This window comes from Rhizobium sp. ZPR4 (assembly GCF_040215725.1).
Taxonomy (GTDB): domain Bacteria; phylum Pseudomonadota; class Alphaproteobacteria; order Rhizobiales; family Rhizobiaceae; genus Rhizobium; species Rhizobium rhizogenes_D.
The window spans coordinates 1159348-1184569 of sequence record NZ_CP157969.1; the positions used below are offsets into that span (position 1 = coordinate 1159348).

Annotated in this window: 23 protein-coding genes; 11 read left to right on the forward strand and 12 right to left on the reverse strand. The window is 60.7% G+C overall.

Translation table 11 applies throughout. The annotated features are described in order from the left end of the window. Positions 1 to 8 precede the first annotated feature (8 nt). From ABOK31_RS32915 to ABOK31_RS32925, 3 genes are all read left to right on the forward strand, one after another. Positions 9 to 947: a LysR family transcriptional regulator gene (locus tag ABOK31_RS32915; protein WP_349961947.1), complete on the forward strand. Its 939-nt coding sequence runs from the start codon at positions 9 to 11 to the stop codon at positions 945 to 947. Positions 948 to 1029: 82 nt separating this feature from the next. Further along, positions 1030 to 1281, forward strand: coding sequence for a type II toxin-antitoxin system Phd/YefM family antitoxin (locus ABOK31_RS32920; RefSeq protein WP_174172298.1), 252 nt, complete (start codon positions 1030 to 1032; stop codon positions 1279 to 1281). A 2-nt stretch (positions 1282 to 1283) separates the two neighbouring features. Further along, positions 1284 to 1724: a type II toxin-antitoxin system VapC family toxin gene (locus ABOK31_RS32925; protein WP_349961948.1), complete on the forward strand. Its 441-nt coding sequence runs from the start codon at positions 1284 to 1286 to the stop codon at positions 1722 to 1724. Here the strand turns inward: ABOK31_RS32925 and xdhC are convergent. The 4 genes from xdhC to uraH are packed head-to-tail and all read right to left on the reverse strand — an operon-like array spanning position 1714 to position 6781. After that, positions 1714 to 2565: a xanthine dehydrogenase accessory protein XdhC gene (gene xdhC / locus ABOK31_RS32930; RefSeq protein WP_349961950.1), complete on the reverse strand. Its 852-nt coding sequence runs from the start codon at positions 2563 to 2565 to the stop codon at positions 1714 to 1716. The genes ABOK31_RS32925 and xdhC overlap by 11 nt on opposite strands. A 4-nt stretch (positions 2566 to 2569) precedes the next feature. Beyond that, positions 2570 to 4924 (reverse strand): xanthine dehydrogenase molybdopterin binding subunit, encoded by a 2355-nt coding sequence (xdhB, locus tag ABOK31_RS32935; protein ID WP_349961951.1) that lies wholly within the window; start codon positions 4922 to 4924, stop codon positions 2570 to 2572. Between the two features lie 3 nt (positions 4925 to 4927). Next, positions 4928 to 6412, reverse strand: a complete 1485-nt coding sequence (xdhA, locus tag ABOK31_RS32940; RefSeq protein ID WP_349961952.1) for a xanthine dehydrogenase small subunit — start codon at positions 6410 to 6412, stop codon at positions 4928 to 4930. 3 nt (positions 6413 to 6415) lie between these two features. Beyond that, on the reverse strand, positions 6416 to 6781 hold the full coding sequence (gene uraH / locus ABOK31_RS32945; RefSeq protein ID WP_349961954.1) for a hydroxyisourate hydrolase: 366 nt from the start codon (positions 6779 to 6781) through the stop codon (positions 6416 to 6418). A gap of 584 nt (positions 6782 to 7365) precedes the next feature. On the opposite strand from uraH, the gene ABOK31_RS32950 reads away from it, so the two are divergent. Continuing rightward, the gene (locus ABOK31_RS32950; protein WP_349961956.1) at positions 7366 to 7851 is read left to right on the forward strand and encodes an ureidoglycolate lyase; all 486 of its coding nucleotides are present in this window, start codon (positions 7366 to 7368) and stop codon (positions 7849 to 7851) included. Between the two features lie 151 nt (positions 7852 to 8002). Here ABOK31_RS32950 and ABOK31_RS32955 read toward each other — a convergent pair whose 3' ends face one another. From ABOK31_RS32955 to ABOK31_RS32985, 7 genes are all read right to left on the reverse strand, one after another. Further along, a complete protein-coding gene (locus ABOK31_RS32955; protein WP_349961957.1) occupies positions 8003 to 9295 on the reverse strand; it encodes an NCS2 family permease in 1293 nt (430 codons plus the stop codon). Positions 9296 to 9747: 452 nt separating this feature from the next. Further along, entirely contained in the window at positions 9748 to 11400 is a 1653-nt protein-coding gene (locus ABOK31_RS32960) for a GMC family oxidoreductase (RefSeq protein ID WP_349961958.1), read from the reverse strand. Between the two features lie 30 nt (positions 11401 to 11430). Then, entirely contained in the window at positions 11431 to 12513 is a 1083-nt protein-coding gene (locus tag ABOK31_RS32965) for an ABC transporter ATP-binding protein (RefSeq protein ID WP_349961960.1), read from the reverse strand. A 4-nt stretch (positions 12514 to 12517) separates the two neighbouring features. Further along, positions 12518 to 13402: a carbohydrate ABC transporter permease gene (locus ABOK31_RS32970; RefSeq protein WP_349961962.1), complete on the reverse strand. Its 885-nt coding sequence runs from the start codon at positions 13400 to 13402 to the stop codon at positions 12518 to 12520. Next, on the reverse strand, positions 13402 to 14289 hold the full coding sequence (locus ABOK31_RS32975) for a sugar ABC transporter permease (protein ID WP_349961964.1): 888 nt from the start codon (positions 14287 to 14289) through the stop codon (positions 13402 to 13404). Before ABOK31_RS32975 ends, ABOK31_RS32970 begins: the two co-directional genes overlap by 1 nt. A 71-nt stretch (positions 14290 to 14360) precedes the next feature. After that, positions 14361 to 15593 (reverse strand): ABC transporter substrate-binding protein, encoded by a 1233-nt coding sequence (locus ABOK31_RS32980; protein ID WP_349961965.1) that lies wholly within the window; start codon positions 15591 to 15593, stop codon positions 14361 to 14363. 59 nt (positions 15594 to 15652) lie between these two features. Further along, a complete protein-coding gene (locus ABOK31_RS32985) occupies positions 15653 to 16606 on the reverse strand; it encodes a sugar phosphate isomerase/epimerase (RefSeq protein ID WP_349961966.1) in 954 nt (317 codons plus the stop codon). Between the two features lie 220 nt (positions 16607 to 16826). Between ABOK31_RS32985 and ABOK31_RS32990 the strand changes: the two genes are divergently transcribed. Then, a complete protein-coding gene (locus tag ABOK31_RS32990; protein WP_349961968.1) occupies positions 16827 to 17903 on the forward strand; it encodes a LacI family DNA-binding transcriptional regulator in 1077 nt (358 codons plus the stop codon). On the opposite strand, the gene ABOK31_RS32995 is transcribed toward ABOK31_RS32990, so the two are convergent. Next, complete coding sequence (locus ABOK31_RS32995; protein ID WP_349961969.1) at positions 17892 to 18794, reverse strand: helix-turn-helix domain-containing protein; 903 nt, start codon at positions 18792 to 18794, stop codon at positions 17892 to 17894. The genes ABOK31_RS32990 and ABOK31_RS32995 overlap by 12 nt on opposite strands. A gap of 110 nt (positions 18795 to 18904) precedes the next feature. Here ABOK31_RS32995 and ABOK31_RS33000 point away from each other — a divergent pair, with 110 nt between their 5' ends. The 6 genes from ABOK31_RS33000 (at position 18905) to ABOK31_RS33025 (ending at position 25218) form a co-directional block, all read left to right on the forward strand. After that, positions 18905 to 20221, forward strand: coding sequence for an alpha-glucosidase/alpha-galactosidase (locus ABOK31_RS33000; protein WP_349961972.1), 1317 nt, complete (start codon positions 18905 to 18907; stop codon positions 20219 to 20221). Positions 20222 to 20408: 187 nt separating this feature from the next. After that, the gene (locus ABOK31_RS33005; RefSeq protein ID WP_174172864.1) at positions 20409 to 21203 is read left to right on the forward strand and encodes a DeoR/GlpR family DNA-binding transcription regulator; all 795 of its coding nucleotides are present in this window, start codon (positions 20409 to 20411) and stop codon (positions 21201 to 21203) included. Next, on the forward strand, positions 21200 to 22198 hold the full coding sequence (locus ABOK31_RS33010; protein WP_349961974.1) for a BadF/BadG/BcrA/BcrD ATPase family protein: 999 nt from the start codon (positions 21200 to 21202) through the stop codon (positions 22196 to 22198). Before ABOK31_RS33005 ends, ABOK31_RS33010 begins: the two co-directional genes overlap by 4 nt. After that, positions 22191 to 23447: a sugar ABC transporter substrate-binding protein gene (locus tag ABOK31_RS33015; RefSeq protein ID WP_349961975.1), complete on the forward strand. Its 1257-nt coding sequence runs from the start codon at positions 22191 to 22193 to the stop codon at positions 23445 to 23447. The genes ABOK31_RS33010 and ABOK31_RS33015 overlap by 8 nt, the downstream gene beginning before the upstream one ends. Further along, complete coding sequence (locus ABOK31_RS33020) at positions 23444 to 24361, forward strand: sugar ABC transporter permease (RefSeq protein WP_349961976.1); 918 nt, start codon at positions 23444 to 23446, stop codon at positions 24359 to 24361. The genes ABOK31_RS33015 and ABOK31_RS33020 overlap by 4 nt, the downstream gene beginning before the upstream one ends. Continuing rightward, positions 24361 to 25218, forward strand: a complete 858-nt coding sequence (locus tag ABOK31_RS33025; RefSeq protein ID WP_174172318.1) for a carbohydrate ABC transporter permease — start codon at positions 24361 to 24363, stop codon at positions 25216 to 25218. Before ABOK31_RS33020 ends, ABOK31_RS33025 begins: the two co-directional genes overlap by 1 nt. The last annotated feature ends 4 nt before the right edge of the window (positions 25219 to 25222 follow it).

Here is a 25222-nt window from a genome sequence, read left to right on the forward strand (position 1 = left end):
AAGGTGCCATGTCCTATCTCGATAATGTCCGTGTCTTCGTTCGCGTGGTCGAACTCGGTACCCTCTCGGCAGCGGGGCGCGACCAACGCGTCACGCCCGCGGTTGCGAGCAATCGCATCAAGGAACTAGAGCGCCATCTTGGCGTGCGCCTCTTCAACCGCACGACGCGTAAGCTCTCGCCGACCGAACATGGCCGTGTCTTCTACGAAAAGGCCGTGAAGATCATCGAGGCCGTAAACGAGGCGGAAGCGGCGATCGCCGATCTCTCGCGCAATCCGAAAGGGTCGCTCAGGATTACCGCGCCGCTCGGCATCGGCCGGCGGCTGATCGCCTCAGGTATTCCGGAGTTTCACGACAAATATCCGGATATCGAGGTGCGTGTGCGCCTGTCCGATCACAATGTCGATATCCTCGCCGAGGGTGTCGACGTTGCCTTCAAGCTCGGCGTGCTGGAGGATTCGAATCTGCGCATGCGTGGTATCCTCAATTGCGAGCGGGTGCTGTGCGCGTCGCCAGCCTATCTTGCAAGCCGTGGCGTGCCGGCGACCGCGGACGCCTTGATTGCCGACAAGCATGACTGTCTTCTGCTGCGCTATCCCGGATCGAAGGAATATTACTGGACGCTGGTCACGGCGGAAGGCCCTCGCAAGTTCGAGGTCGCCGGCCCCTATGACAGCGACGACGGCGACGTGCTCACCCAATGGGCACTGGAAGACCGCGGCATCATCAACAAGCCGCTGTTCGAGGTGAAGGCCTATCTGAAAGACGGCCGGCTGACGGAAATCCTGAAGGAGAGCCCGCCGGCGCCGATTCAGCTCGCCGCCATCTATCCGCACAAGCGTTTCCAGGACCCGAAGGTCCGTCTGATGATCGATTTCATGGCGGAGCGCTGTCAGCGGCTCATCGGCAAGCTGCTCGAGGACGAGGCGGCGGCTGCAGCTTCGTGATCTGAAGGCCACAGGCAGATCTCCGCTTGAATCAAGTCGGCGAAATCATATATGACTATCGGTGGTCATACGGAGTGATAGCATGAAGGAAATCCAGCTCAAGGATGCGAAGGCGACGCTTTCCGCCGTGGTCGATCAGGCCGTGGCCGGTGAGCCGACCGTTATCACCCGACATGGCCGCAAGGAGGCCGTGCTGGTTTCCTTCGAGGAATGGCAGCGGGTTTCGAGAGTGCCTGAGTTCGCCGATCTGCTTTTGGCCTTTCCCGGCGAGCAGGCCGATATTCCCGAACGATCGCGAAAGCCCGCACGTTCGTTGCGTGAAAACGGCTTCTGATCTTGTATCTTCTGGACACCGATATCGTGTCGGCCGATGCGCCGACCAAGCGCCACGTCGGCGTTGATGCATTCGCGACCTGGATGCGTGCGAATGGCGACCGGCTTTATCTTTCGGCAATCACCATCGCCGAGATCGAGGCCGGCATTGCCAGAGCGATCAGAATCGGGGCGACGACGAAAGCGAAGCATCTGGGCGACTGGCTCGCGGCGGTGGAGCATTTCTATGCCGGCCGTATCCTGCCGTTCGGCATCGAAGAGGCGAGACATGCCGGCCTGATGCTTGACCAGGCGCGTGCGCACGACCCTGGTTTCGAGGACATTGCCATTGCCGCGACTGCCGTTGCCCACAACCTGACCGTTCTGACGGCCAATGAGCGCCATTTCGAGCCGCTTGGCGTGCCGTTCGCCAATCCCCTGAAGCGGTTGCCCGCTATCCGATAACAGGTTTTGCCGTGATTGGCTGCCCGGCAGCCGCCCAGCTCAGCGCCGCCGTCATGATCTCGGCGGCGGCGAGCGTGGCTATGACGGTCGGGCGCTTGTCTTTGACCGCCGTGCCGCCGATCGGGCAGACGAGGCGGTCGAAAAGCTCCGCCTGGCCGGTTTCGCGCGAGAGCCAGTTGCGGAAGGTGGCACGCTTAGTCTTGGAGCCGATCATGCCGACATAGGCGGCATCCGCGCGCTTGAGCGCCTCGGCCGCAATCAGGAAATCGAGCGCGTGGTCGTGTGTGAGGATCACGAAGCTGCTGCCGGCCGGCGCATCGCGTACCACGGCCTCCGGCATGGCCGTCAGGCAGGTTTCGATGCCTGGCACCGCGCTGGCAACAAGCTCTTCCTCTCGCGTGTCGACAAGCACCACGCGCAACGGCGCCAATGAAAGCGCCATGGCGAGTGCATCGCCGACATGACCGGCGCCGAACACGTAGACATGCGGACGCGCAGCCATTTCGCGATCGCTGCGGGCGACGAGATCGTTCGCAAGCTTTGGGTTAAGGGCGGTGAAGGCCAGGCCCACTCGGCCGCCGCAGCACTGGCCGATCTCAGGGCCAAGCGGCACGTTCATCGGCTCCGCTGCAAGGCCGGAACGCAATGCGCGCCGCGCCTGGTCGATGGCCATATATTCGAGTGTCCCGCCGCCGATCGTCGCAAAGATCGCCCGTTCCGATACCAGCATCCAGGCATCCGCATCGCGCGGCGCGGAACCTGCGACCCCGGTGACCTCGACCAGTATCGACGCCGGTTCTCGGCGGAGGAAATCCCGGATATCTTCACGGGCGGCAGGCATGATCTTACTCCTTGTTCGCCGCCTTGAGACGTTCGATCGCCATCAGCACCCGTTCGGGTGTCGCCGGCGCGTCGAGACGCGGGCAGATCTTGTGATCGGCGACGCTCGCCACCGCGTCCGAAAGCGCATGCAGGACGGCAAGGCCGAGCGGTAGCGGCGGCTCGCCGACCGCCTTGGATCGATGGATCGTCGGCTCGTAGGCTTCCGACCAATCGGTCAGCGCTACATTGAAAATCTTCGGGCGGTCGGATGCAAGCGGGATCTTGTAGGTTGAGGGCGCGTGCGTTCTAAGGCGCCCCTTGCCGTCCCACCAGAGCTCTTCCGTCGTCAACCATCCCATCCCTTGAATAAAGCCGCCCTCGATCTGCCCGATGTCGATGGCCTTGTTCAGCGAACGGCCTGTATCGTGCAGAATATCGGTGCGCTCCACCACATATTCTCCCGTCAGCGTGTCGACTGACACCTCCGAGCACGCCGCACCATAGGCATAGTAGTAAAAAGCGTGGCCACGGCCGGCCTTGCGGTCCCAATGGATCTTCGGGGTCTTGTAGAAACCGGCGGCCGAAAGCTGGACGCGGGCCATATAGGCCTTCTTGACGAGATCGTCGAAGGGCATCTCGATGTCGCCGATCCGCACCCGGTTGGGCAGGAAGAGAACCTTATCACGCGGCACCTGATGGCTTTCCGCCGCAAAGGCAATCAGCCGGTCCTTGATCTGGCGTGCAGCGTTCTGGGCTGCCATGCCGTTCAGATCAGCACCTGAAGAGGCCGCGGTCGGCGAGGTATTCGGCACCTTGGCGGTCGTCGTCGCGGTGATCTTCACCCGGTCGAGATCGATCTGGAACTCTTCCGCCACGACCTGCGCCACCTTCAGGTGCAGGCCTTGCCCCATCTCGGTACCGCCATGGTTCATGTGGACGGAGCCGTCGCTATAAACATGCACGAGAGCACCGGCCTGGTTCGATTCCGTCTTGGTGAAGGAGATGCCGAATTTCACCGGGGTGAGCGCGATGCCGCGCTTGACGATACGGCTCTTGGCATTGAACTCGGCGATGGCCTTGCGGCGCCCGGCATAATCCGCGCTTTCCTCCAGTTCCGCGACGATGCGCTGGATGATGCAATCCTCGACCTTCTGATGATACGGGGTGAGGTTGCGTTCGCCTTGAACGCCCATCGCATCATAGAAATTCAGCTTGCGGATTTCGAGCGGATCCTTGCCGACGGCGAAGGCCACCTCGTCGATGACGCGCTCGGCGCCGACCATGCCCTGTGGGCCGCCGAAGCCGCGGAAGGCCGTGTTGGAAACCGTATTGGTATAAAGCGGCGCCGACTTCGCATGAACATGCGGGAAGAAATAGGCATTGTCGCAGTGAAACAGCGCCCGGTCGCCCACGGGACCGGAGAGGTCGGCGGAAAATCCGGCGCGAAGCGCGAAGGTGTAGTCGATGCCGAGGATACGGCCTTCATCGTCGAAGCCGACATCGTAGTCGATGGCAAAATCATGCCGCTTGCCGGTCGCGACCATGTCTTCGTCACGGTCGAGCCGGACCTTGACGGCGCGCTTCAGCTTTTTGGCAGCGATCGCTGCAATGGCGGCGCACTGGTTCGCCTGGGTCTCCTTGCCGCCGAAGCCGCCACCCATGCGCCGAACCTCGATCGTGACAGCATTGCTCGGCACGCCCAGGGCGTGAGCGACCATGTGCTGGGTCTCGCTCGGACCTTGCGTCGAGCAATAGACCACGACCTCGTCGTCTTCGCCGGGGACGGCAAGCGAGACCTGGCCTTCGAGATAGAAATGGTCCTGGCCGCCGAGCCGCATGCGGCCCGTCACGCGACGCGGAGCATTTGCAAGGGCAGACGCCGCGTCGCCTCGCTTCAGCGTCAGCGGCGTGACCACCTGTCGATGGGTGGAAACATCGAGATCCCAGATGTCGATATCGGCTGGCAGCTCCTCATAATCGATCTTTGCCAGCCTTGCTGCACGGCGCGCCTGTTCTCGCGTTTCGGCAATCACGCAGAAGATCGGCTGGCCGTGAAACTCGACCTTGCCGGCGGCAAGCACGGGGTCATCGTGCATGTAGGAGGGTGAGATATCGTTGACGCCGGGTACGTCCTCATGGGTCAGCACGGCAACGACGCCGGGGGCTCTCCGCACGGCGTCAAGATCGACCGATTTTAGGATACCGTGCGCTACGGTGGACAGGCCGAGGCCGGCATGAAGCGTTCCGGTCGGCTCGGTAATGTCGTCGATATAGATGGCCGCGCCGGAGACATGCTTGTGCGCGGAATCGTGCCGTGGGCTGGAATGGACGCCGCCAATGATGGTTTCGGGCTTGAGATCTGGAGCGTGCTTGTTCATGGGTTACGCAGCCTCATATCTCGATACCTGCGCCGGCGCTGCGCTGGACGTCGCTTCCAGGTAGAAGCGCAAGAGAAGGTTCCTTGCTGCGAGCGCACGGTATTCCGCGGTGGCGCGCATGTCGGTCAGCGGCGCATAATCCTCGGCATATTTTTCCATCGCCATCTCTACCGTCTTTTCGTTCCAAGGCTGGCCGTGCAGCGCCTTTTCGACGGAAAAGGCCCGTTTCGGCGTTGCGGCCATGCCGCCATAGGCGATCCGGATTTCCGCGACAGTGCCATCTTCAGTAAGCACCAGTCGGAAGGCGCCGAGCGTCGCCGTGATGTCCTCATCCCGGCGCTTGGTCACCTTGTAGATGGCAAATTTTTCCGCCACGGCGGGAACCGGGATATGCACGGCTTCGACGAATTCGCCGGGCTGGCGGTCCTGCTTGCCATAGGCAATGAAGAAGTCTTCAAGCGCGATGGTGCGCCGGACCGCGCCCTTGCGCAAGGTCAGCGACGCGCCAAGCGCGATCAGTGCCGGCGGTGTGTCGCCGATTGGCGAACCGTTGGCGATGTTGCCGCCGATCGTGCCCATATTGCGCACCTGCTGGCCGCCGATGCGGGTAATCAGCGGTCCGAGCGCCGGGATATGCCGCGACAGCGTCGCGATCGCCTCCGAATAGGTGACGCCGGCGCCGACGGTGATGAGCTTGTCGTCCACCACGATCGACTTCAGCTCCTGCAGCCCGGCAATGAAAACGACCGGTGTGATGTCGCGCATGTGCTTGGTGACCCAGAGGCCGACATCGGTGGACCCGGCAACGACGATCGCTGTCGGCGTGGTTTCGAGAATGGTGGCGAAATCGTCGAGGTTCGCCGGCACGATCAGACGATGGCGACCTTCGCCGATTTCGACGCGGGCGCCGTCGCGAAGGGCTTGCAGGCGCGCGATCATCGTTTCGCGCTCGACCAGCAAGGGGTCATCTTGCGTCCCGCCATAGCTGGAGATGGCGCGGGCGGCCCGCAGGATCGGCTCGTAGCCGGTGCAGCGACAGAGATTGCCCTGCAGCGCCGTTTCGATCTGCTGGTCAGTCGGGTTCAGCGTCTGCATCCAAAGCCCATAGAGAGACATGACGAAGCCCGGCGTGCAGAAGCCGCATTGCGAACCATGAAAATCGATCATGGCTTGCTGCACCGGATGCAGATGGTCGTCGCTGGGGGCGAGATGCTCGACAGTGACCACATGACAGGCATCAAGCGAGCCGAGGAAGCGAATGCAGGCATTGACGCCCTCATAGACAAGGCCACCTGCCGGGGTCAGTCGTCCCACAAGCACGGTGCAGGCGCCGCAATCGCCCTCTGCGCAGCCTTCCTTGGTGCCCTTCAGCGAGCGGGAGAGGCGCAGCCAGTCGAGCAACGTCTGATCTGGTGCGACGTCGCTCAGAACGACGTCCTGACCGTTCAGAATGAAACGCAGTTCGGAGCGGATTTTTACGACGGTCATCGTTCAGCTCCCGCGATAGGTGGAATAGCTGTAGGGCGAGAGGAGCAGCGGCACATGGTAATGCGCGCGCTCGTCGGCGAGGCCGAAGCGGATCGGGATGACATCCAGAAACATGGGATCGTCGCCGGAGCGGCCGAGATAGTCACCAGCATGAAAGCGCAGCTCGTAGGTGCCGGAGCGCATGGTTTCGCCGGACAAGAGCGGCGCGTCGCAGCGGCCGTCATCGTTGGTTTTGGTGGATTTCAGGAGCTGCAGCGTTTCGTCTTCGATCCGGTACAGATCGATGCGCAGGCCCTCAGCGGGCTTGCCGAGCGCCGTGTCCAGTACGTGGGTCGTGAGCCGGCCGGCTCCTGGCGAATGAGACTGCATGCTTTTCTCCCGAACATAGCGCTCCTGTCTCTACTATCCGCCAGGCCGATACCACTGAAAAGCAGCTGCAACGTTCGAGACTTTCAAATTTTCCAAGGGGAATGGCGCGTGCGATTTGCGGTTAGAAATTGGTAGTCGAAAACGTTTGGAGGAACGTTTCATGCGACATGCTTGGACATTGTTGACGGTTTTTGCAGCTCACCGACAAGGTGAAACAGGCTTCGGCATAGAAATCTGCCCTGAATGATGAAGAAGGCGGCGACGGCTGCCGATCAATTTGTGCCTTGGCCTCTACCGGTCACGTCGCGCACGGCAAGTGCGCGCTTGCCCACCTGCAGAGCCTTGCAGGCATAGCCCGTCGACCCGGCACTGGCAGGCTTAACAGGGAATAGGCCTTAAGACCATTGGGGTCGGTATCCGTAACGACCTTCTTACGGAGGCGACGGAGCCACACAGGTTGGGTGGCGTGCATGTTGCGCTTCGGATGAGCCCGGCTGTCCATGCCACAGGCCATGCGCCGACCTCCACGACCTATCACAATTAAGACAGAGGTGAGTTCAGGGAATGAAAACGGGAGACCAGGAATGAAAGTGATCGAAATTCAACCGCTGACGAGAGCCACATTCGCCCCCTTCGGCGATGTGATCGAGATGGAAGGGGCGCGCAACTATCCGATCAACGCCGGCAAATGCGTTCGTTATCATGACCTTGCACAGGTCGAAGCGATCGGTGAAGAGGCGCGCACGATGATCAGTTGGTTGCGCGGCGAGCCCTATGCGCTGCCGCTGGAACTGAAGATGGTCGAGCGGCATCCTCTCGGCAGCCAGGCCTTCGTTCCGCTGTCCAGCCATCCATTCCTCGTCGTTGCCGCGCGCGAAACGGGCTATGGGCCGAGCGAGCCAGTGGCCTTCCGCACCAGGCCGGGGCAGGGCGTCAACATCTGGCGCAATGTCTGGCACGGCATTCTGACGCCCCTCGACGGCATCTCCGACTTCATCGTCATCGATCGCGGCGGCAAGGGCGTCAATCTTGAGGAACATTTCTATGAAGAGCCATTCCTGATCCGCTAAAAAGAGCCGGATCGATCCAGATGTCAAAAAGGGGCGTTGCGACGGCAGCGCCCCTTATTTTTCCGGGATGGCTCCCATTTCCTGCAACCAGCAAGACGCAAAAAGGCCGGGTCATTCGAGCGAACGACCCGGCCTTGAATTCATATCGTTGCTAGTCTGCGAAGAAGGCGAAGCGCACGACGAACAGGGCAGCGACGATCTGCGTTGCCGGGTGCAGCATCGACCAGCGGCCGGTGAAGACCTTCACGGCGACATAGGTGATGAAGCCGAAGGCAAGGCCGTTGGCAATCGAGTAGGTGAAGGGCATGGCGAGTGCCGTGATTGCGGCCGGGGCCGCTTCGGTCAGGTCATCCCATTCGATCTCGGTCAGCTCGCGCATCATCAGGCCGGCGACATAGAGCAGCGCTGGAGCGGTTGCAAAGGCCGGAACGGAGGCTGCTAGCGGCGAGAAGAAGAGAGCCGCGATGAAGAGGGCGGCGATGGTGAGAGCCGTCAGGCCCGTGCGGCCGCCAGCCTGAACGCCCGACGCGCTTTCGACGAAGGCCGTCGTGCTGCTGGTGCCCATCAGCGAGCCGGCGACAATGGCTGCGCTGTCGGCAAGCAGAGCTCTGCTCAAGCGGTTCGGCTTTCCTTCCTGGATCAGGTTCGCGCGCTTGGCGATACCGATCAGCGTCCCGGTGGCGTCGAAGACTTCGACGAGCACGAAGACGAGAATGATGTGGACCAGGCCACCATGCAGAGCGCCGACGATGTCGAGTTGCAGGAAGGTCGGCATGATGGATGGCGGGGCCGAAACGATGCCGTGGAACTGGCTGACGCCGAAGATCCAGGAGAGAACTGTGACGGCGAGAATACCGATGAGGATCGACCCCCTGACCTTCAGCGCATCCATAACGGCGATGATGAAGAAACCGAGGATGGCGAGAAGGGGACCGGTCTGCTTCAGATCCCCCAGGCCGACGAGCGTCGCCTTGTTGGCAACGACGATGCCGGCGCTCTTGAGCGCGATGATTGCCAGGAAGAGACCTATACCGGCGGCGATCGCGCTTCTGAGCGAATGCGGGATGCCGGCGATCAGCCAGCTGCGCACGCCGGTCACCGTCAATAAGACGAAGATCGAGCCGGAAATGAAGACGGCGCCAAGCGCCTGCTGCCAGGTAAAGCCGAGTGCGGCAACCACGGTGAAGGCGAAGAAAGCATTGAGCCCCATGCCCGGCGCCATGCCGATCGGCCAGTTGGCGACAAAGCCCATGACCATGGAGCCGAGCGCGGCTGCGAGACAGGTGGCGACAAAGATCGCATTGCGGTCCATGCCAGTCGTCGACAGAATGTCTGGATTGACGAAGATGATATAGGACATCGTCAGGAACGTCGTGACGCCCGCGATGAGCTCGGTGCGCACGGACGTGCCGTGCTCACTCAATTTGAAAAGTCGTTCAAGCATTGTTCCTCCCTAAGCGTTCCCGACGCTCGTGAAATCATGGGGCTTGCCTGCATCTCCTCCGGATGCGGGCCGCAAGAAGCGGCTTTCAACGCTTCGTGGCGAGGGGGGATTGTGCGCTTTTAATGGCTTTACGCGCTAGAGCCGGATTTCCCCGCAATTCGCGAAAGACATTCTAATTTTTCAAGCTATTTCCGCGCGAATTTCTTCTGATTTCAGAGCCATTATTTGATGGTCGAAGACATCGCTCCGTCCTGCGCAATCGTTCGATGCAGCTCATGCAAGAAGATATGCATGATACTTATAGCGGCAAGGTGACAAAGCCAAACTATTTCCGTCGGATGACGGATCTTGAAGGCCGCGCAGACGGCAGCACGAAGGATTGCGGCGAGCCCCCATATCTAAAATGGAAGCCGCCCGAAGATCGTGAACTCCAACCTGAACGGAGCGCCTGATCACATTTGTCCGGCGCGATATTGATCGGCAATGTTCCTGCAGGCGCGGATGGTCAGGGCCATCACCGTCAGCGTGGTGCCGGCAATGCCGCTGCCCGGAAAGGCGGAGGCATCCGTTACGATGAGGTTGGGAATATCCCAGCTCTGATTATGGGCATTGAGGACGGAGTCCTTGCTCGATACTCCCATGCGCGCGCCGCCGGTTTCATGGATGGCGGCTCCCATGCACATGGTCTTGCGGAACCATGTGCGAAACATGAAGCGGCTGAAGGGATCGGCATCGGGGAAGGCACCGCGGCCCATTTCTCTGAGGCCAGTAGGCGAGCCGATAAACTCCAGCTCGCCGCCGACGCCATGCACCATGTCGATCAGCACTTCTTCCTGACGACGCAGCAGGGCATGTTCCTCCTTGCCCATGACACAACGGATATGGGGCACGGGGATTCCCCAGGCATCCTTGCGGCGTGTATCGAGCGTGATGCGATTGTCGGCATAGGGCAGCATGCGGCCGAAGCCGAAGAAGGCAAGCCGAGAAGGCTCGTCATCCGGCGTCGGCGCTCGGCCGATGCTTCCCTGATAGTCGAAATCATCGCGACCTGCATCGCCCTCTCCAAAGCGCGGGACGAAGATGCCGCCGGAGGGATTGTAGAAGGGATCTGTCGGCGCGGAATCGTCGACTGCCCAGCCGTTTGCCTTGGAAAACGAACCGAAGGCCAGGCAAGGCAGCTGGTCCATGAAATAGCGCCCGAGCGCGCCTGAGCTATTGCCCAGCCCATGAGGATGGCTGGCTGTCGCCGAATTGAGAAGCAGCCTTACACTTTCGATCGGCGATGCCGAGAGCACAACGATGGCCGCGCGCGCGGTTTCGACCTTGCCGGTCACACGATCGATGAACTCCGCTCCCGTCGCTCGACCGCCGGCATCGTCGGTGATGATGCGGCGCACGATGGCATCATGGCGGATGGTCAGCCGTCCCGTCGCCAACGCCTCCCGCAGGGGTTTCGGCGTCCGTTCTGCGTCTGGCGCAATATAGCGCCAGGAAACGACGTGCCGCTTCGGCCAGCGTCCTTCGACTTCCGTCTTGAAGGTCGTTTCGGCCGGCGTCAGCTTTGCCGGATGCGCATAGACGCCGTCGGGCAATGTCTCCACGCCATCCTTATTGCCATAAAGGCCAAGGCTGGTTTCCACCTCCGCATAGTAGGGGGCGAGCTCGTCATAGGAGACGGGCCAGTCGACGCCCTTGCCGGTCTTCGAGCGGATCTTGAAATCATCGTCAGTCCAGCGGAGCAGCACACGACCGAAGCTGTGCAGGCGGCCGCCGCCCTGGCGGCCGCGTATCCACAGAAACGGCGCATCCTTCGGCGTCGTATAGGGGTTCTTGCGATCGTTGACGAAGAAATGGCTGAAGCGCTCGGTAAAGAAGGCGGCGCGCGCCTGGATGGGCTGGCCTTTGAGCGTGGCGCGGGCGCGCTCCCAGATGTTGATGCTGCTGGCGGGTGCCTTCTTGCGATCCGGGTCGAAATCCTCCTTGGTGACGGCGGGGCCGGCTTCGAGCAGTAAGACCGAAAGCCCTTGGGCGGTCAATTCCTTGGCGGCGAAGGAACCGGCAGCGCCGGAGCCGATCACCAGCGCGTCGTAGACAGTCTGAGACATGGATAATTTCCGTATGCTGTGGAAGTGGTCTTAGAGGCGCGCGTCATCGGCGCCGAAGAGGGAGGCCTTTGTGATATCGAGGCCGGGCGCGATCGCCGTACCCGGCTGCAGGATGGCATCTCCCATGATGCGATAGGAGAGGCTTTGGCCCGCCCAGTCGAACCATAGCACGGTGTCGGCGCCCATTGGCTCGACGACCGAGACGGTGCCGGGAATGGTGGGCCAACCCAGGTCTGCGCCATTCGGTGCGATATGCTCCGGCCGGATGCCAAGCGTCGCGGGACCCACTTTGACGGCGCTCAGGAAAGGATAGTCGGCGAGGGCGATAGCAAGTCCGTTGCTTTCGAAGATCGGCGCGTCCGCTTTCAAGACAATCTCGCCCTTGATGAAGTTCATCGCCGGCGCGCCGATAAAGCCGGCAACGAAGAGATTGGCCGGGCGATGGTAGATCTCGGACGGGCTGGCAAGCTGCTGGATCACACCGTCCTTCATGATGGCGATGCGATCGGCAAGAGTGAGCGCCTCGACCTGATCATGTGTGACATAGATCATCGTATTGCCGAGGCTCTGGTGCAGCTTCTTGATCTCGACGCGCAATTCGTTGCGCAGCTTGGCATCGAGGTTGGAGAGCGGTTCGTCGAACAGAAAGACGTTGACTTCGCGCACCAGCGCACGGCCGATCGCGACGCGCTGGCGCTGGCCGCCCGACAGTTCCGAGGGGCGGCGGTCGAGCAACTGGTCGAGATGCAGAAGCGAAGCCGTCCGGGCGATGCGCGCCTCGATCTCGGCCTTGGGAAGGCCCGCCACGCGCAGGCCGAAGGACAGGTTCTTGCGCACCGACATGCGGGGATAAAGCGCATAGGATTGGAAGACCATGCCGATGCCGCGATCTTTCGGCTCGGCCCAGGTGACGTTCTTGTCCGATATCCAGATTTCGCCGTCGGTAATGTCCTGAAGACCGGCGATGGAGTTGAGCAGGGTCGATTTCCCGCAGCCGGACGGGCCGAGCAGCACCAGGAATTCGCGAGGCGCGATATCGATCGACATCTTGTCTATGACGGTGTGATCGCCATAGGCGATCTTGAGATCCTTGACCGAGACGGCAGGCTGCATGGCGTTACCCCTTGACGGCGCCGGCGGCGACACCACGCAGGAACCAGCGGCCGGAAAAGAAATAGATGGCGAGCGGAACGACGGCGGTGAGGATGGTGGCAGCCATGTTCACGTTGTAGGCGCGCTCGCCCATGGTGGTGTTGACGATGTTGTTGAGCTGCACCGTCATTGGCAGATTGTCCCGTCCGGCAAAGACCAGGCCGATCAGGAAGTCGTTCCAGATGCCGGTAAACTGGAAGATGGAGGCGACGACGATCATGGGTACAGACATCGGCAGCATGATCTCAAGGAAGATACGCCAGAAACCGGCGCCATCGACGCGCGCTGCCTTGCAGAGCTCTTCAGGAATGGCGACGAAGTAGTTGCGGAACAGCAGCGTCACCAGCGGCAGGCCGAAGATCACATGAACGAGGACAACGCCTGCCACCGAATTATAAAGGCTCAGATTGGCAAGCAGCCGCACCAGCGGATAGAGGAAGATCTGGTAGGGGATGAGGCCACCAGCCATCAGAAGCCCGAACAGCAGGTTCGAGCCTCTCGGTCGCCAGAAGGAGAGTGCATAGCCGTTGATGGCGCCGATGAAGACGGAAATCGCCACGGCCGGTACGGTGATCTTGACCGAGTTCCAGAAGCCGATACGCACGCCCAGGCATTGCGTGCCCATGCAGGCTCCCGACCAAGCGGTCTTCCACGCGTCGAAATCGATGGTATCGGGCAGGGCGAAGATGCGGCCCTGGCGGATCTCCTCCATCGTCTTCAACGAGGTGACGAGCATCGTATAGAGCGGCAGCAGGAAGAAGAGCGCCGAAAGGATAAGGAAGGCATAGAGCCCGATCTGACCTGCCGTCAGCCGCGAAGGCTTGGGGCCACGCGGGTGAAGAGCCGCCATCAGTGTGCTCCCCTTCTTCTGGCGCGCATGTGGAGCGCATAGCGGAACGGTGCGACGGCCATGATGACCGAGAGCACGAGCACGGTGGCGCCGGCGCTCGCAAGTCCAAGGTTCTGGCGCTCGAACAGATTGTCCATGATGAATTTTGCCGGCACTTCGGTCGAATAGCCGGGGCCGCCCCCGGTCTGCGCGACGATGAGGTCGTAGGTCTTGATCACGCCCATGGAGAGCAGCATGCCCGATGCGGCAAGCGCCGGCCCAAGCTGCGGCAGGATGATCGAAACATAGATGCGCCAGACCGGAATGCCGTCGATCTGCGCCGCCTTCCATTGCTCCTCGCCGATCCCGCGCATGCCTGACAATGCGATGACCATGACGAGGCCAGCACCCTGCCAGACGCCGGCAAAGACGACCGTGTAAATCGCCATATCGCGGTTGACGATCCAGTCGAAGACGAAGCTCTGCCAGCCGAGTGCCCTGACCGTCGCCTGGATGCCGAAGGTCGGGTTCAGCATCCACTGCCAGATGAGGCCGGTGACCACGAAGGACATGGCGTAGGGATAGAGGAAGATGGTGCGGAACATGCTCTCGAAGCGGACCTTGCGATCAAGGGCTGCGGCGAGCACGAAGCCGAGGGCAAGGCAACCGGCAACATAGAGAACGCCGAAGATCAGCACATTCTCCAGTGATGCGAGCCAGCGCGAGTTTTTAAACAGCTTGGCGTATTGCGCGAAACCGACATAGTTGGACGATGGGAAGATGGTCGAATCCGTGAAGGATAGGCGCACCGACCAGACCATGGTGCCGATATAGACGAAGATCGCGGCAATCCAGGTCGGCAGCAGGGCAAAGGTCGCAGCAAGGGAGCGTCTGCGCTTGGCTTGCATCGGCAAACTTTCTCGAAAAAATGGGCGGAGCCGATCGGCAAGAGGTCCCGACGATCGGCTCGCTGGAAGGCCTATTCGAAGATCGCGAAGAACTTCTCCGCACCGGAGGCGCTATCCTCGGATGGATTGCTCCAGAATTCATCGACAAAGTCGTTGAGCGCGCCAGCCTGCTGCGGCGAGAGGATGAGCGCCTGATCCGGAACGATCTTGCCGGCGCTCATCAGTTCCAGACCCTTTTGCGCGCAGACATCGAGCTTCGTCTTGTCGACATCGGTTCGCATCGGCACGGAGCCCTTCTTCAGCGAGAACTCGACCTGTACGGTCGGGTCCATGGCGACCTCCGCAAGCAGGGTCTGGCCTTTTTGTGCCGCCGCGTCGGCGATCTTCGGGAATGAGAAGGAATCTGCGACGTAGACCATTCCCGGCGATTGCGGCACAAGCATGCAGCCGTAATCCTTGCCCAGTTCCTTGCCGGCGGCAACGAATTCGCCCTTGGCCCAGTCGCCCATGAATTGCACGCCGGCCTTTCCGGTGATGACCATGGCGGTCGCGTCGTTCCAGTTGCGGCCGGCCGCCCCTTCATCGACATAGGCGCGCAGCTTGCCGAGGATATCCAGCGTCTTCTTCACGCCTTCCGTCGATGCGTCACCCTTGTCCTTGTCGACATAGATCTTGAGGAAGCCGTCAATGCCGACCTGGGTCAGCAGGATCATGTTGAAGACCTTGGACTCTTGCCAGGATTGGCCGCCCCAGGCGACGGGCTGAATGCCGGCGGCTTTCAGTTTATCGAGCGCTGAGAAGAATTCGTCCCAGCTCTTCGGCTCGTCGCTGACGCCGGCCTTGGCGAAGGCGTCCTTGGAATAGAATACCCAGCTTTCGCCATGAGCATCGCTCGGCGAGAGATAGACCTTGCCGTTATAGGAAATGAGATCGTAGATCGATTTCGGCAGGACATCGGCCCACTTGCCGGCCTTCGCCACGTCGTCGATCGAACTCATGAGGCCCTGATTGACGAAATCGGTGTTGGCAAGGCCGATCACGGCCTGTTTGGCGGCCGGCGGATCGCCGGCGACCAGACGGTTCTGGAAGGCGGCGTCGGCCGCACCGAAACCGGCGATGGAGGAATCCTTCCACACGCCGCCGCGCTTCTCGAACTCCTGTTTGATGACGCCGAGGGCCGCGGCTTCGCTGCCGGATGTCCAGGACGTGATTACCTCGGCCTGCGGCTTGTCTTCGGCATGGGCAGGCAGGGAGACCGCTATGAGTGCGGCTCCCGTCAGTAGCATTTTCATTATGTCTTTCATTGTTCCACCTCTTCAGGAAAGCCCTCTTGGCGGGGCTATTCGTCTTCGGATTGTTGGTATCAGCGATAAATCGGCAAAAGCGCCTGTGTGACGAGCGTCAGGCCGTTGGCGATATCGCCGACCGGATCGGGCGCGGCGTCGAGCTCGAGAATGGCCCAGCCTTCATAGTCGCGGTCGCGCAGTAGCCTGGCCCAGCCCGGCCAGTCGACCCGGCCGAGGCCGAAGCCGCAGAAATAGGGGCGATGGCGATCATGGATATGTTTGTCGATTACCGTATCGGCCGGCATCGGTCCCAGCGCATCCTTCCAATGGGCGATAATGACGCGCTCGTGGTGACGGTCGACGAGCTGCAGCGGATCGGAGCCGGCAACGATGATATGCGCCGTGTCCGGGCACATATGCACGTAGGCGGGATCGGTCAGCAGCATCAGCAGATCGACATCGCGCGCTGCCGCGAAGATCGAATGCGCTTCGGTATGGAGAGCGAGGCGCACGCCCTTGGTGTAGAGAGCGGCACCCAGGCGATTGAGGAAATCGGCAATCTTGCGTGCCTGCTCGAAATCGAAGAACCGCGTCGGCTGAGCGCCGAGCGTCTGGCGGAGAGGCGCGCCGATGACCATGATGTCGCTGCCGCAGGCCTTGAGAAATTCGGCGTATTTTTCCGCCTTGTCTATAATGGCGGCCTGGGCGGATGCCTCGGTGAAATCGCCGGCGGCTTCGAGTTCGGCAAAGAAGCCGCTCGCCAGCGTCAGCCCGCGCCTGGAAAGTTCATCGGCAAACTTCTCGACCGAACCATAGGTCTTCGTCGCATCCTGCCAGTTGAAGGGCGAGAAGGTGAGTTCCACGCCGGTGACCCCGGAAGCTTGCACAGCATCGAGTATCTTGTCCCAGAAGGCACGAGGCTCGCTACGCGATAGCGCGACAATGCCGTCATAATCCTCTACGCCCCAAAATCCGGGGTGGAAAAAGGTGACAAGATCGACACCAAAGCGCAGTCGTTCCGTAGAGGTCATGAGACTATCCGTTCCTAAGGCATGGATGATCGATCGCGGAACCATGTGCCACGGCAAATAATCCATAATGATTTCAATGCACTGCAATTGGCAAACGTTTGCCGTGCCTGAATAGTAGACAAGTCGTTTTTATATGCAAGTGATTTTTGGCAAACGTTTGCTAAATGGATGGGATTGCCGTAGCATCCCGCGCAGCAGGCATTGCGAAGGACGCCAAAAAGTGAAGATTAACAAGGATCTGCCGGCAGAAGAGCATTCCGGCCCTCTGATGGCGGATGTCGCTCGGCTGGCAGGCGTCGCGATCTCTACGGTGAGCCGGGCACTGGCCAATCCCGGTCGCGTGAACGAGAAGACGCGTGCCAAGATCGATGCCGCCGCCAAGCAGCTCGGCTATACGCCCAATGCCATGGCGAGAGGGCTCCGTGTCGGCAAGTCCAATGTCGTCATGATCATTCTGCCGGGCTCGCTTTATTACGGTGTCTCGCAGGTCATTCCCCTGGTCCTGCAGGGGATAAACCGGTCGTTGAGCCAGAATGGCTACCATCTGATGATTGCCAACCTCGATCGCGACGAGGCTTCGGAACGCCATATCCTCGATCTGGCCTTCGGCGGCACCGTGCGCGGTGCCATCATTCTCTCCTCGGATCTACCGGTCGATGGTGGCCGGTCACTCAAGGATTCCGCCCTGCCGATCGTCTCTCTCTTGTTCGATATGAGCCACGCGGCCCTGCCGAGTGTCGTGACGAATGACCGGCAGGCCGTTCGGAATGCCACGGCCGAGTTGGTTGCGCTAGGCCACCGGCATTTCCTTTATCTTGCCGGTCCGCAGGGTAACTATCACGACAATGAACGCTATCTTGGTGCGGTTGAAGCGCTTGCCGCTGCGGGGCTGCCGGAGACGGCCATCGTCAGGTCCGGCGGCAGCCTCGACTATCAGCATGGTTTCCAGATCGGCGTTGCCGCGGCGACTGAATTCGCCAATCTCCCGTCAAGGCCAACGGCCGTCATTGCCACCAGCGATGACATGGCAATTTCCTTTATGAGCTGCGTTCAGCGGATGGGTTGGAAAATACCGACAGATCTCTCCATCGTATCCTTCGACGGCGCTCCGGTGTGCGAATATTCGCTGCCGCCGTTGTCGACCATCGAGCAGCCGGTCGAGGAAATGGGGCAGATGGCTGTGAACTTGCTGATGGAACGGATCGATGCGCCGGATAAGGCGACGGCCCTGCGTCATGTCATCGAAAGCAAGCTCATTCGACGCGAAAGCTTCGGTCCGGCACCGTCAAATGTTTAGGGACGGCGTTGCATCGCTCTCATCGGTGCTGCCATCCCGTATGAGCGACGAACGGAACAGTCTCGGCGTCGTTCCCGTCCGCCGCTTGAAGATGTCGTAGAACCGGCTGGCGGAGCCGAAGCCGCAATCATAGGCGATCTGCAGGATCGGGCTGTTGGTTTCGGCGAGCTGCTGCATCGCCCGGGCCAGGCGATAACGCGTCAGATATTCGTTGACCGGGATGCCCAATACGCTGCGGAAGATCTTGTTGGCCGTGCTTGGATGGATGCCGGCGAGCCCCGCCAGCATCGGCAGGCTTACCGGTTCGGAGTAGTGGACATGGATCAGGCCGGTCAATGTTTCGGCGCGCTGCACGGCAATGCTGACGGCCCCCGTCGAGCGCTGCCGAACGAGGTCATGATTGTCGTCGGGAGCATCGAGAGCGAAACGCCGTATTCTGAGCTTGACTTCGTCGAGGATCAACTGCCGCCGAACCATGTCGCCATGCTCCCAGTCGGCCACCCATTGCGGCAGGAGCACGGCGTCGGCGGGGTAGGGGCGGGTGTCGGCCGAAAACCGTCCCTGCATGATCGCCTGCCGCGCGCTGCGCTCGATCGGCAAACTCAGGAAATCGACGAGCGGAAGATAGATGCATATGAGCGGAGCATCCGGAGTGACCGCAATCGTCCTGTGCGGAATGGCGGCCCAGAACAGCACCAGCCGCCCCGCCTCAACCTGTTCCTGCCTTCCGTTGAACATATAGGTCATCTGCCCCTCCACAAGGAAGTTCAGCTCGACGTGGTCGTGCCAATGCGCAGCGCTCATGGCATCGGCGATGTGACGCTCGATCAGAAAGCCGCCAGCGGATGTGATGAGAGCTTCACGCTCGACGAAATTGCTAGGCTTCGGCATGGAGGTCTGCCTGTGGCGCGAATCCGGGAATAACTTTGCTATTATTGGGAAGAAATCCTGATTTGAAAGAGGCATTGAGGTTCAAAGCTATTCCATGCGGAGATCCCTTCATGCCAAAGATCTGCCTGATCGGTGCCGGCAGCACCGTCTTTGCCCAGAATATTCTGGGTGACGTTCTCTCAAGTCGGAGCGGAAGCGACTATGTCATCAGCCTTTTCGACATCGATCCGGAGCGTTTGAAGACATCCGAGATCGTTGCGCGGCGCATCTGCGAGACGCTTCGGCTCGACAAGGTTCAGGTCGAGGCGACGCTTGATCGCCGGCAGGCGCTGCAAGGTTCGGATTTCGTCATTTTGATGATGCAGGTCGGCGGCTACAAGCCTGCCACGGTGACCGATTTCGAGATCCCGAAACGGCATGGCCTCCGGCAGACCATTGCCGATACGCTCGGGATCGGCGGCATTTTCCGTGGGCTCCGCACCATCCCCGTTCTCGAAGCTATCTGCCGCGACATGGAGGAAGTCTGCCCCGACGCTTTGCTGATGCAATATGTCAACCCGATGGCGATCAATTGCTGGGCAATCAAGGAGATTGCCCCCAGCATCCGCACCGTGGGGCTTTGCCACAGCGTACAGCACACGGCCGCCCATCTTGCCGATTGCCTCGGCGAGGATAGCGCCGATATCAACTATCTCTCGGCCGGCATCAACCATGTCGCCTTCTTCCTCAAATATGAAAAGCTGCGGGCCGATGGCAGCCGCGAGGATCTCTATCCGCGCCTGCGCGCCCTGGCCGAGGAAGGGCGCATTCCCTCTGACGATCGGGTCCGTTTCGACGTTTTGAAACGGCTCGGCCACTTCGTCACGGAATCGAGCGAGCATTTTTCGGAATATACATCCTGGTACATCAAGGAAGGCCGTAACGATCTGATCGAGCGGCTCAACATTCCACTCGATGAATACATCCGCCGTTGCGAGGTCCAGATCGCCGAATGGCATGAACTGCGGCGCGACCTTGAAGGGGGCAAGCCGATCGATGTCTGCCGTAGCAACGAATATGCCGCCGGTATCATTCATGCCGCAGTCACCGGCCAACCGGCGCTCATCTATGGAAATGTCCCGAACGATGGGCTCATCCAGAATCTGCCTGACGAGTGCATCGTCGAGGTGCCGTGCCATGTCGATCACAATGGCATTCAGCCGATCCGCATCGGACGGATACCCTCACAGCTCGCGGCCGTCATGCGGCTTAGCGTTTCCGTGCAGGAGCTGACGGTCGAGGCGGCGCTGACGAAGAAACGGGATCGCATCTATCAGGCTGCCCTGCTTGATCCTCATACGTCGGCGGAGCTGTCGCCCGATCAGATCTGGAAGCTGGTGGATGACATGATCGAGCGGCACGGCAGTCTTCTGCCCGCTTATCATTAGGCTCACCGCTTCCTGACTGACGGCAGTGCACGAGTGCGGCCTCTTCGAGAGAGGAGGCTGTGCGCTCGCGTCCATGGTTCGATGCGATCATAAATTAGATCAAAAAACATCAGAATCATGATTGACATTGATCTTATTGGATGGAAGTTTGAGCGAAATAGAAATGATTGTGGAAGAGGGACTTTCGTTGAGCCAAGCCGGAGGAGTGAAAGTCGATCGTCTCGATGCTATTCGCAGCCATCTTTATGCGAACGGATTTTCGACCATCCAGGCGCTCGCGGACGCCATCGGCGCTTCCTTGGCAACGGTGCGCAGGGATTTGCAGGTCCTCGAACAAGAAGGCGCCATCGACCGCGTGCATGGCGGCGCCCGGATCGCCGAGGGCTCCTCGGTGGAGCTTGCCTTTCAGGAACGGGCCAAGCGGCATCTGTCGGCCAAACGCGCAATCGCAACGGCAGCCTACGATTTGCTGACCCCGCGCACTGCCATCTTCCTCGATGCCGGTACAACGGTGTTGCAGCTTGCGCGTCTTATCCGCCTGAACCCGATACCGCTTCGCATCTTCACCAATGGCCTGACGGTGGCGCAGGAATTCCTCAATATCCCCAATCTGGAGGTCGTCCTGCTCGGCGGGCAGCTTCGCAGCGAAAACGCTTCGCTTGTCGGGCCACAGGCCGAAGCGATGCTCGAGAGCATCTGGTTCGATCAGCTCTTCCTCGGCGCCAGCGCCATCAGCCCCGACGGCGCGATCTATAGCGTCGATAGCGCCGAAGCGAGCCTCAACAAATGCATGCTCAGCCGCTCGGCCCACCGCTTCGTGCTCGCCGATTCCTCGAAGTTCGGCACGATGACGACCTATAAGGTCGCCCCCTTAAGTGCTGCGAAGGTGATTACGGATTCTGGTCTTTCCGCGCATTGGCGCAGTGAACTCGTCAACCTCGGCGTCGAGACGACGATTGCGGATCTCGGAGCGCCGAAATGAGCGATGACCTGATCCTCGGCATCGATGGCGGCGGCAGCAAGGTGCTGGTCGCGCTTGCGGACAGAGCCGGCAACGTGCTGCTTATGTCGCGTAGCGGCGGCGTCAATCCGATGGACAACCCGAACTGGCGTCGCGAACTGGATCTTGCCCTGGGTTCCTTCCTGGAACGAGAGCAACCGGCGGCCGTCGCCGCCGCGCTGCCGGCCTATGGCGAGGTAGCGCGCCTGTCGGAACAGCAGCGCGAGGCGATCGAGGCCAGCTTCCCCAAGGCGAAACGGCATATTCTCAACGATGTCGATGCAGCTCATCTCGGCGCCTTTGCCGGAAAGCCCGGCATTCTCATCCTGTCGGGCACCGGCTCCATGGCCTGGGCGCGCAACGGCGCCGGCGTATCGGCGCGCGTGGGCGGCTGGGGCGACGTCATAGGCGACGAGGGCAGCAGCTATTGGATCGGGCGGGCCGCTCTCAGCCTCGTTAGCCAGAGTCTCGACGGGCGTGCAGGCCCGACCGCGCTGGCAAAGGCCATGTTCGAATTCCTGGGCCTCGACAGCATCGATCCGGTCAACGCGCTGGGAGGATGGGTGAGCGAACTCGAAAACCCCCGCGCCGATATCGCTGCCCTCTCGGTTCTCGTCGATCGCGTTGCCCGCGCTGGCGACGGAGCGGCAAAGCAGCTGATCGGCCAGGCGGCGTCCGAGCTCGCAAAGCATGTCGAAGCCATCGCGCCGCATTGCGAGGCGGCGGCCGACTGGACCTATGCCGGCGGAACATTTGCAAGCCGCGCCCTGCTTGCCGCACTCGAGCGGCGCATCGGCCGTCCGGCCGTGAGCCCGAAGCTTCCTCCCATCGGCGGCGCTCTTTTGGCGGCCGCCCGCCTTCTCGACTGGCCGGTGAATGACGGCTGGATCACGCAAATCGCCGCAACGGCAAAGACCGCAGCGGTGCATTCAGGTGAAGCAGACCTCAATAACAAGGAAAGAAGGGAACATGCGTAAATTTACTTTGCCATTCGTCGCTCTGGCGGCGCTCGTTGCCGCCGTTCCGGCTCTCGCTCAGGATGCGAAACCGCTTGCCGGCCAATCGATCACGGTGCTGATGCCTTCGCCGCAGGCGCCGAACATTCCCGGCGATTTCGAAGCCGAGACCGGCATCCACGTCAACATGCAGACCCTTTCGTGGGACGATATCCGCCCGAAGCTCGTCACCTCGCTGATTGCCGGCACCGCACCGGCCGATGTCACCGAATTCGACTGGTCGTGGACCGGCCAGTTCAGCGCCGCCGACTGGTATCTGCCGCTCAATGATGTGATCGATGCGGATGCCGTCAAGGATATCGGCGTTTCCAAGATCTTCACGGTCAACGGCAACCTGCTCGGCGTGCCCTATACCAACGACTTCCGCGTCATGCTCATCAACAAGAAGCATTTTGCCGATGCGGGTATCACCAAGATGCCGAAGACGCTCGACGAGCTGGCCGCTGCGGCCAAGCAGATCAAGGAAAAGAAGATCGCGACCTATCCGATCGGCCTGCCGCTTTCGGCGACCGAAGGTGCGTCGACGAGCTGGTATCTCCTGACGAAGGCCTTCGGCGGTGAACTGTTCGATAAGGATTTCAAGCCGCTCTTCGTCTCGAAGGATTCCGCCGGCTACAAGGCGCTCGCCTTCGAATTGATGCTACTGAAGGAAGGTCTGGTCGATCCGGCTTCCACCGGTCTCAAGGACAGCCAGATCAATGAGAGCATGTTCGCCCAGGGCGTGACCAGCATCATGATTTCGGGCGAGCCGGGCAGGATCGGTCAGATGAACGATCCGAAGCAATCGAAGGTCGCCGGCCAGGTCGAGGCGATCCTGGTACCGACAGCAAGCGGCGAAACCCGCAGTTTCGGCCTTCCCGAAGCGCTCGCCATCCCGCGCGTCTCGCAGAACAAGGAAGCCGCCATCGCCTTCGTCAAATGGTTCACCAGCAAGGAGTTCCAGAAGAAGAATGCGGCTAACGGCGCGTTGCCGACCCGCACCTCTGCACTGTCCGAGCTCAATTCCGCCGGCCAGCTGCTCAGCGGTGATACGCTTGTGGCGCAGTCGAAGACCGTCGAGCCGCTGTTCCCGCAGGGTACGCCTCCCTGGTATCCGGAATTCTCGAGCGCGGTGAACACGGCGATCAACAGCGCCGCGAAAGGCCAGGTCACCGTGGATCAGGCCATGCAGAACATCGCCGAAGCGGCAAAGCAGGCATCGGCCCAATGACAATCGCAGTCTCTGCCGGTGGCAGGGGCAAGCGTGGTGCCGGCATCAAGGCCGACACCACGCTGGGCATCCTGCTTGTTTCACCGATCCTGATCACGATGGCGGCCCTTGTTTTCTACCCGATCGGAAGAACGGTGTGGGACAGCCTGCACAGGGTCAATCCGATGCAGGCGGGAACGCCTTTTGTCGGGCTGGAAAACTACACTCGGATGCTCTCCGACGGGCAATTGGGCACGACCTGGATTAATACGTTTCTCTATGTCGTGCTCGCAGTTGTGGCCGAGACGGTGTTCGGCGTTCTTGCTGCCGCCCTCATCAATCAGGTCAAGGTCGGCCGCCAATGGTTGCTTGCCGCCGTCGTCTTGCCCTGGGCACTGCCGGGTGTCGTCAACGCGGTGATCTGGCTCTGGATCTACCAGCCCGGAGCGGGATTGCTGAATGGCATTCTTTCGGCTGTAGGCCTGCCTTTCGACAACCATGTCTGGTTCAACGATCGCACCAGCGCCATTATCGCGGTCACGGTGGTTCACGTCTGGCGCATGATGCCCCTGACCGTCGTCATCGTGCTGGCGGCGATGCAGAGCATTCCGGCGCATCTCTATGAGGCGGCGCGGATCGATGGCGCGACACGCACGCAGATGTTTGCTCTGGTCACGCTTCCGCTGGTGCGTAGTGCGATTGCGGTTGCCATGACCAATGCGACCGTCAACGCATTCAACCTCTTCGATGAAGCATGGGTATTGGCAGGCTCCAGTCTCGAAACACGGCCAGTTCTCGTACAGATCTATCTCGAGACCTTTCAGAACCTGCGTTTTTCCTATGGCATGGCGCTGTCGCTTGTCATCACGCTGGTCTCACTACTGGTTTCGCTCATCTATGTCCTGCGCGTCTATCGCAACACCCGGTTTGACTGATGAAACAGAGTTTTTCATATCGTTTGCTGATCTGGATCGGCGTCGCAGCTCTCCTTATTTGGTCTCTTGGGCCAATCTACTGGACGCTTGCCAGCTCGATCACACCGACTGAGGATTTTTCGGCGCGACCCATCCATTTCTTTCCGCAGCATTTCACGCTGGATCATTTCTCGCGCCTCTTCGGCATCGATATTGCACGGATCGGTGGTGTTCAGGTCTGGTCGCAGTTCCGCGCCGCACTCATCAATAGTATTGTGACTTCGGTGGCTGCAACGCTCCTTTGCGTCGCGATATCAGCACTCGGAGCCTATGCCTTCACACGCATCCAGTTTCCGGGGCGAGGCTTCCTGTTTGCAGCTGTCGTCGCGACACTTGCAATCCCCGGCTATGCTGTGCTGATCCCGCTTTACCGGATCATGATCAGCATGCATCTGGTCGATACTTATGTCGGCGTGGCGCTGATCTATGTGTCTGCCTACCTACCCCTGTCGCTGTGGTTGTTGCGGAGCGTCTTCGAGGCGTTGCCGATCGCGCTGGAAGAGGCGGCTCAGCTTGATGGCGCCGGCAGGCTCTACATCTTCTTCAACATCGTTCTGCCGCTTGCCGGTCCGGGGCTTACGGCAGCGGCGATCCTGACCTTTCTTGGCGCGTGGGGACAGTATCTCGTCCCGCTCATCTTTTCACCGCAGGCGACGAAGCCTTTGACGGTACTGATCCCCGAATTCGTCACCAAGAACTTCATCGACTACGGGCTGATCACGGCAAGCGGATCGATTGCCATCATCATTCCCGCCCTGGTCGTCATCTTTCTCAATCGATACCTCGTCAGCGGTCTGCTGGCCGGATCGGTCAAGTAAATCG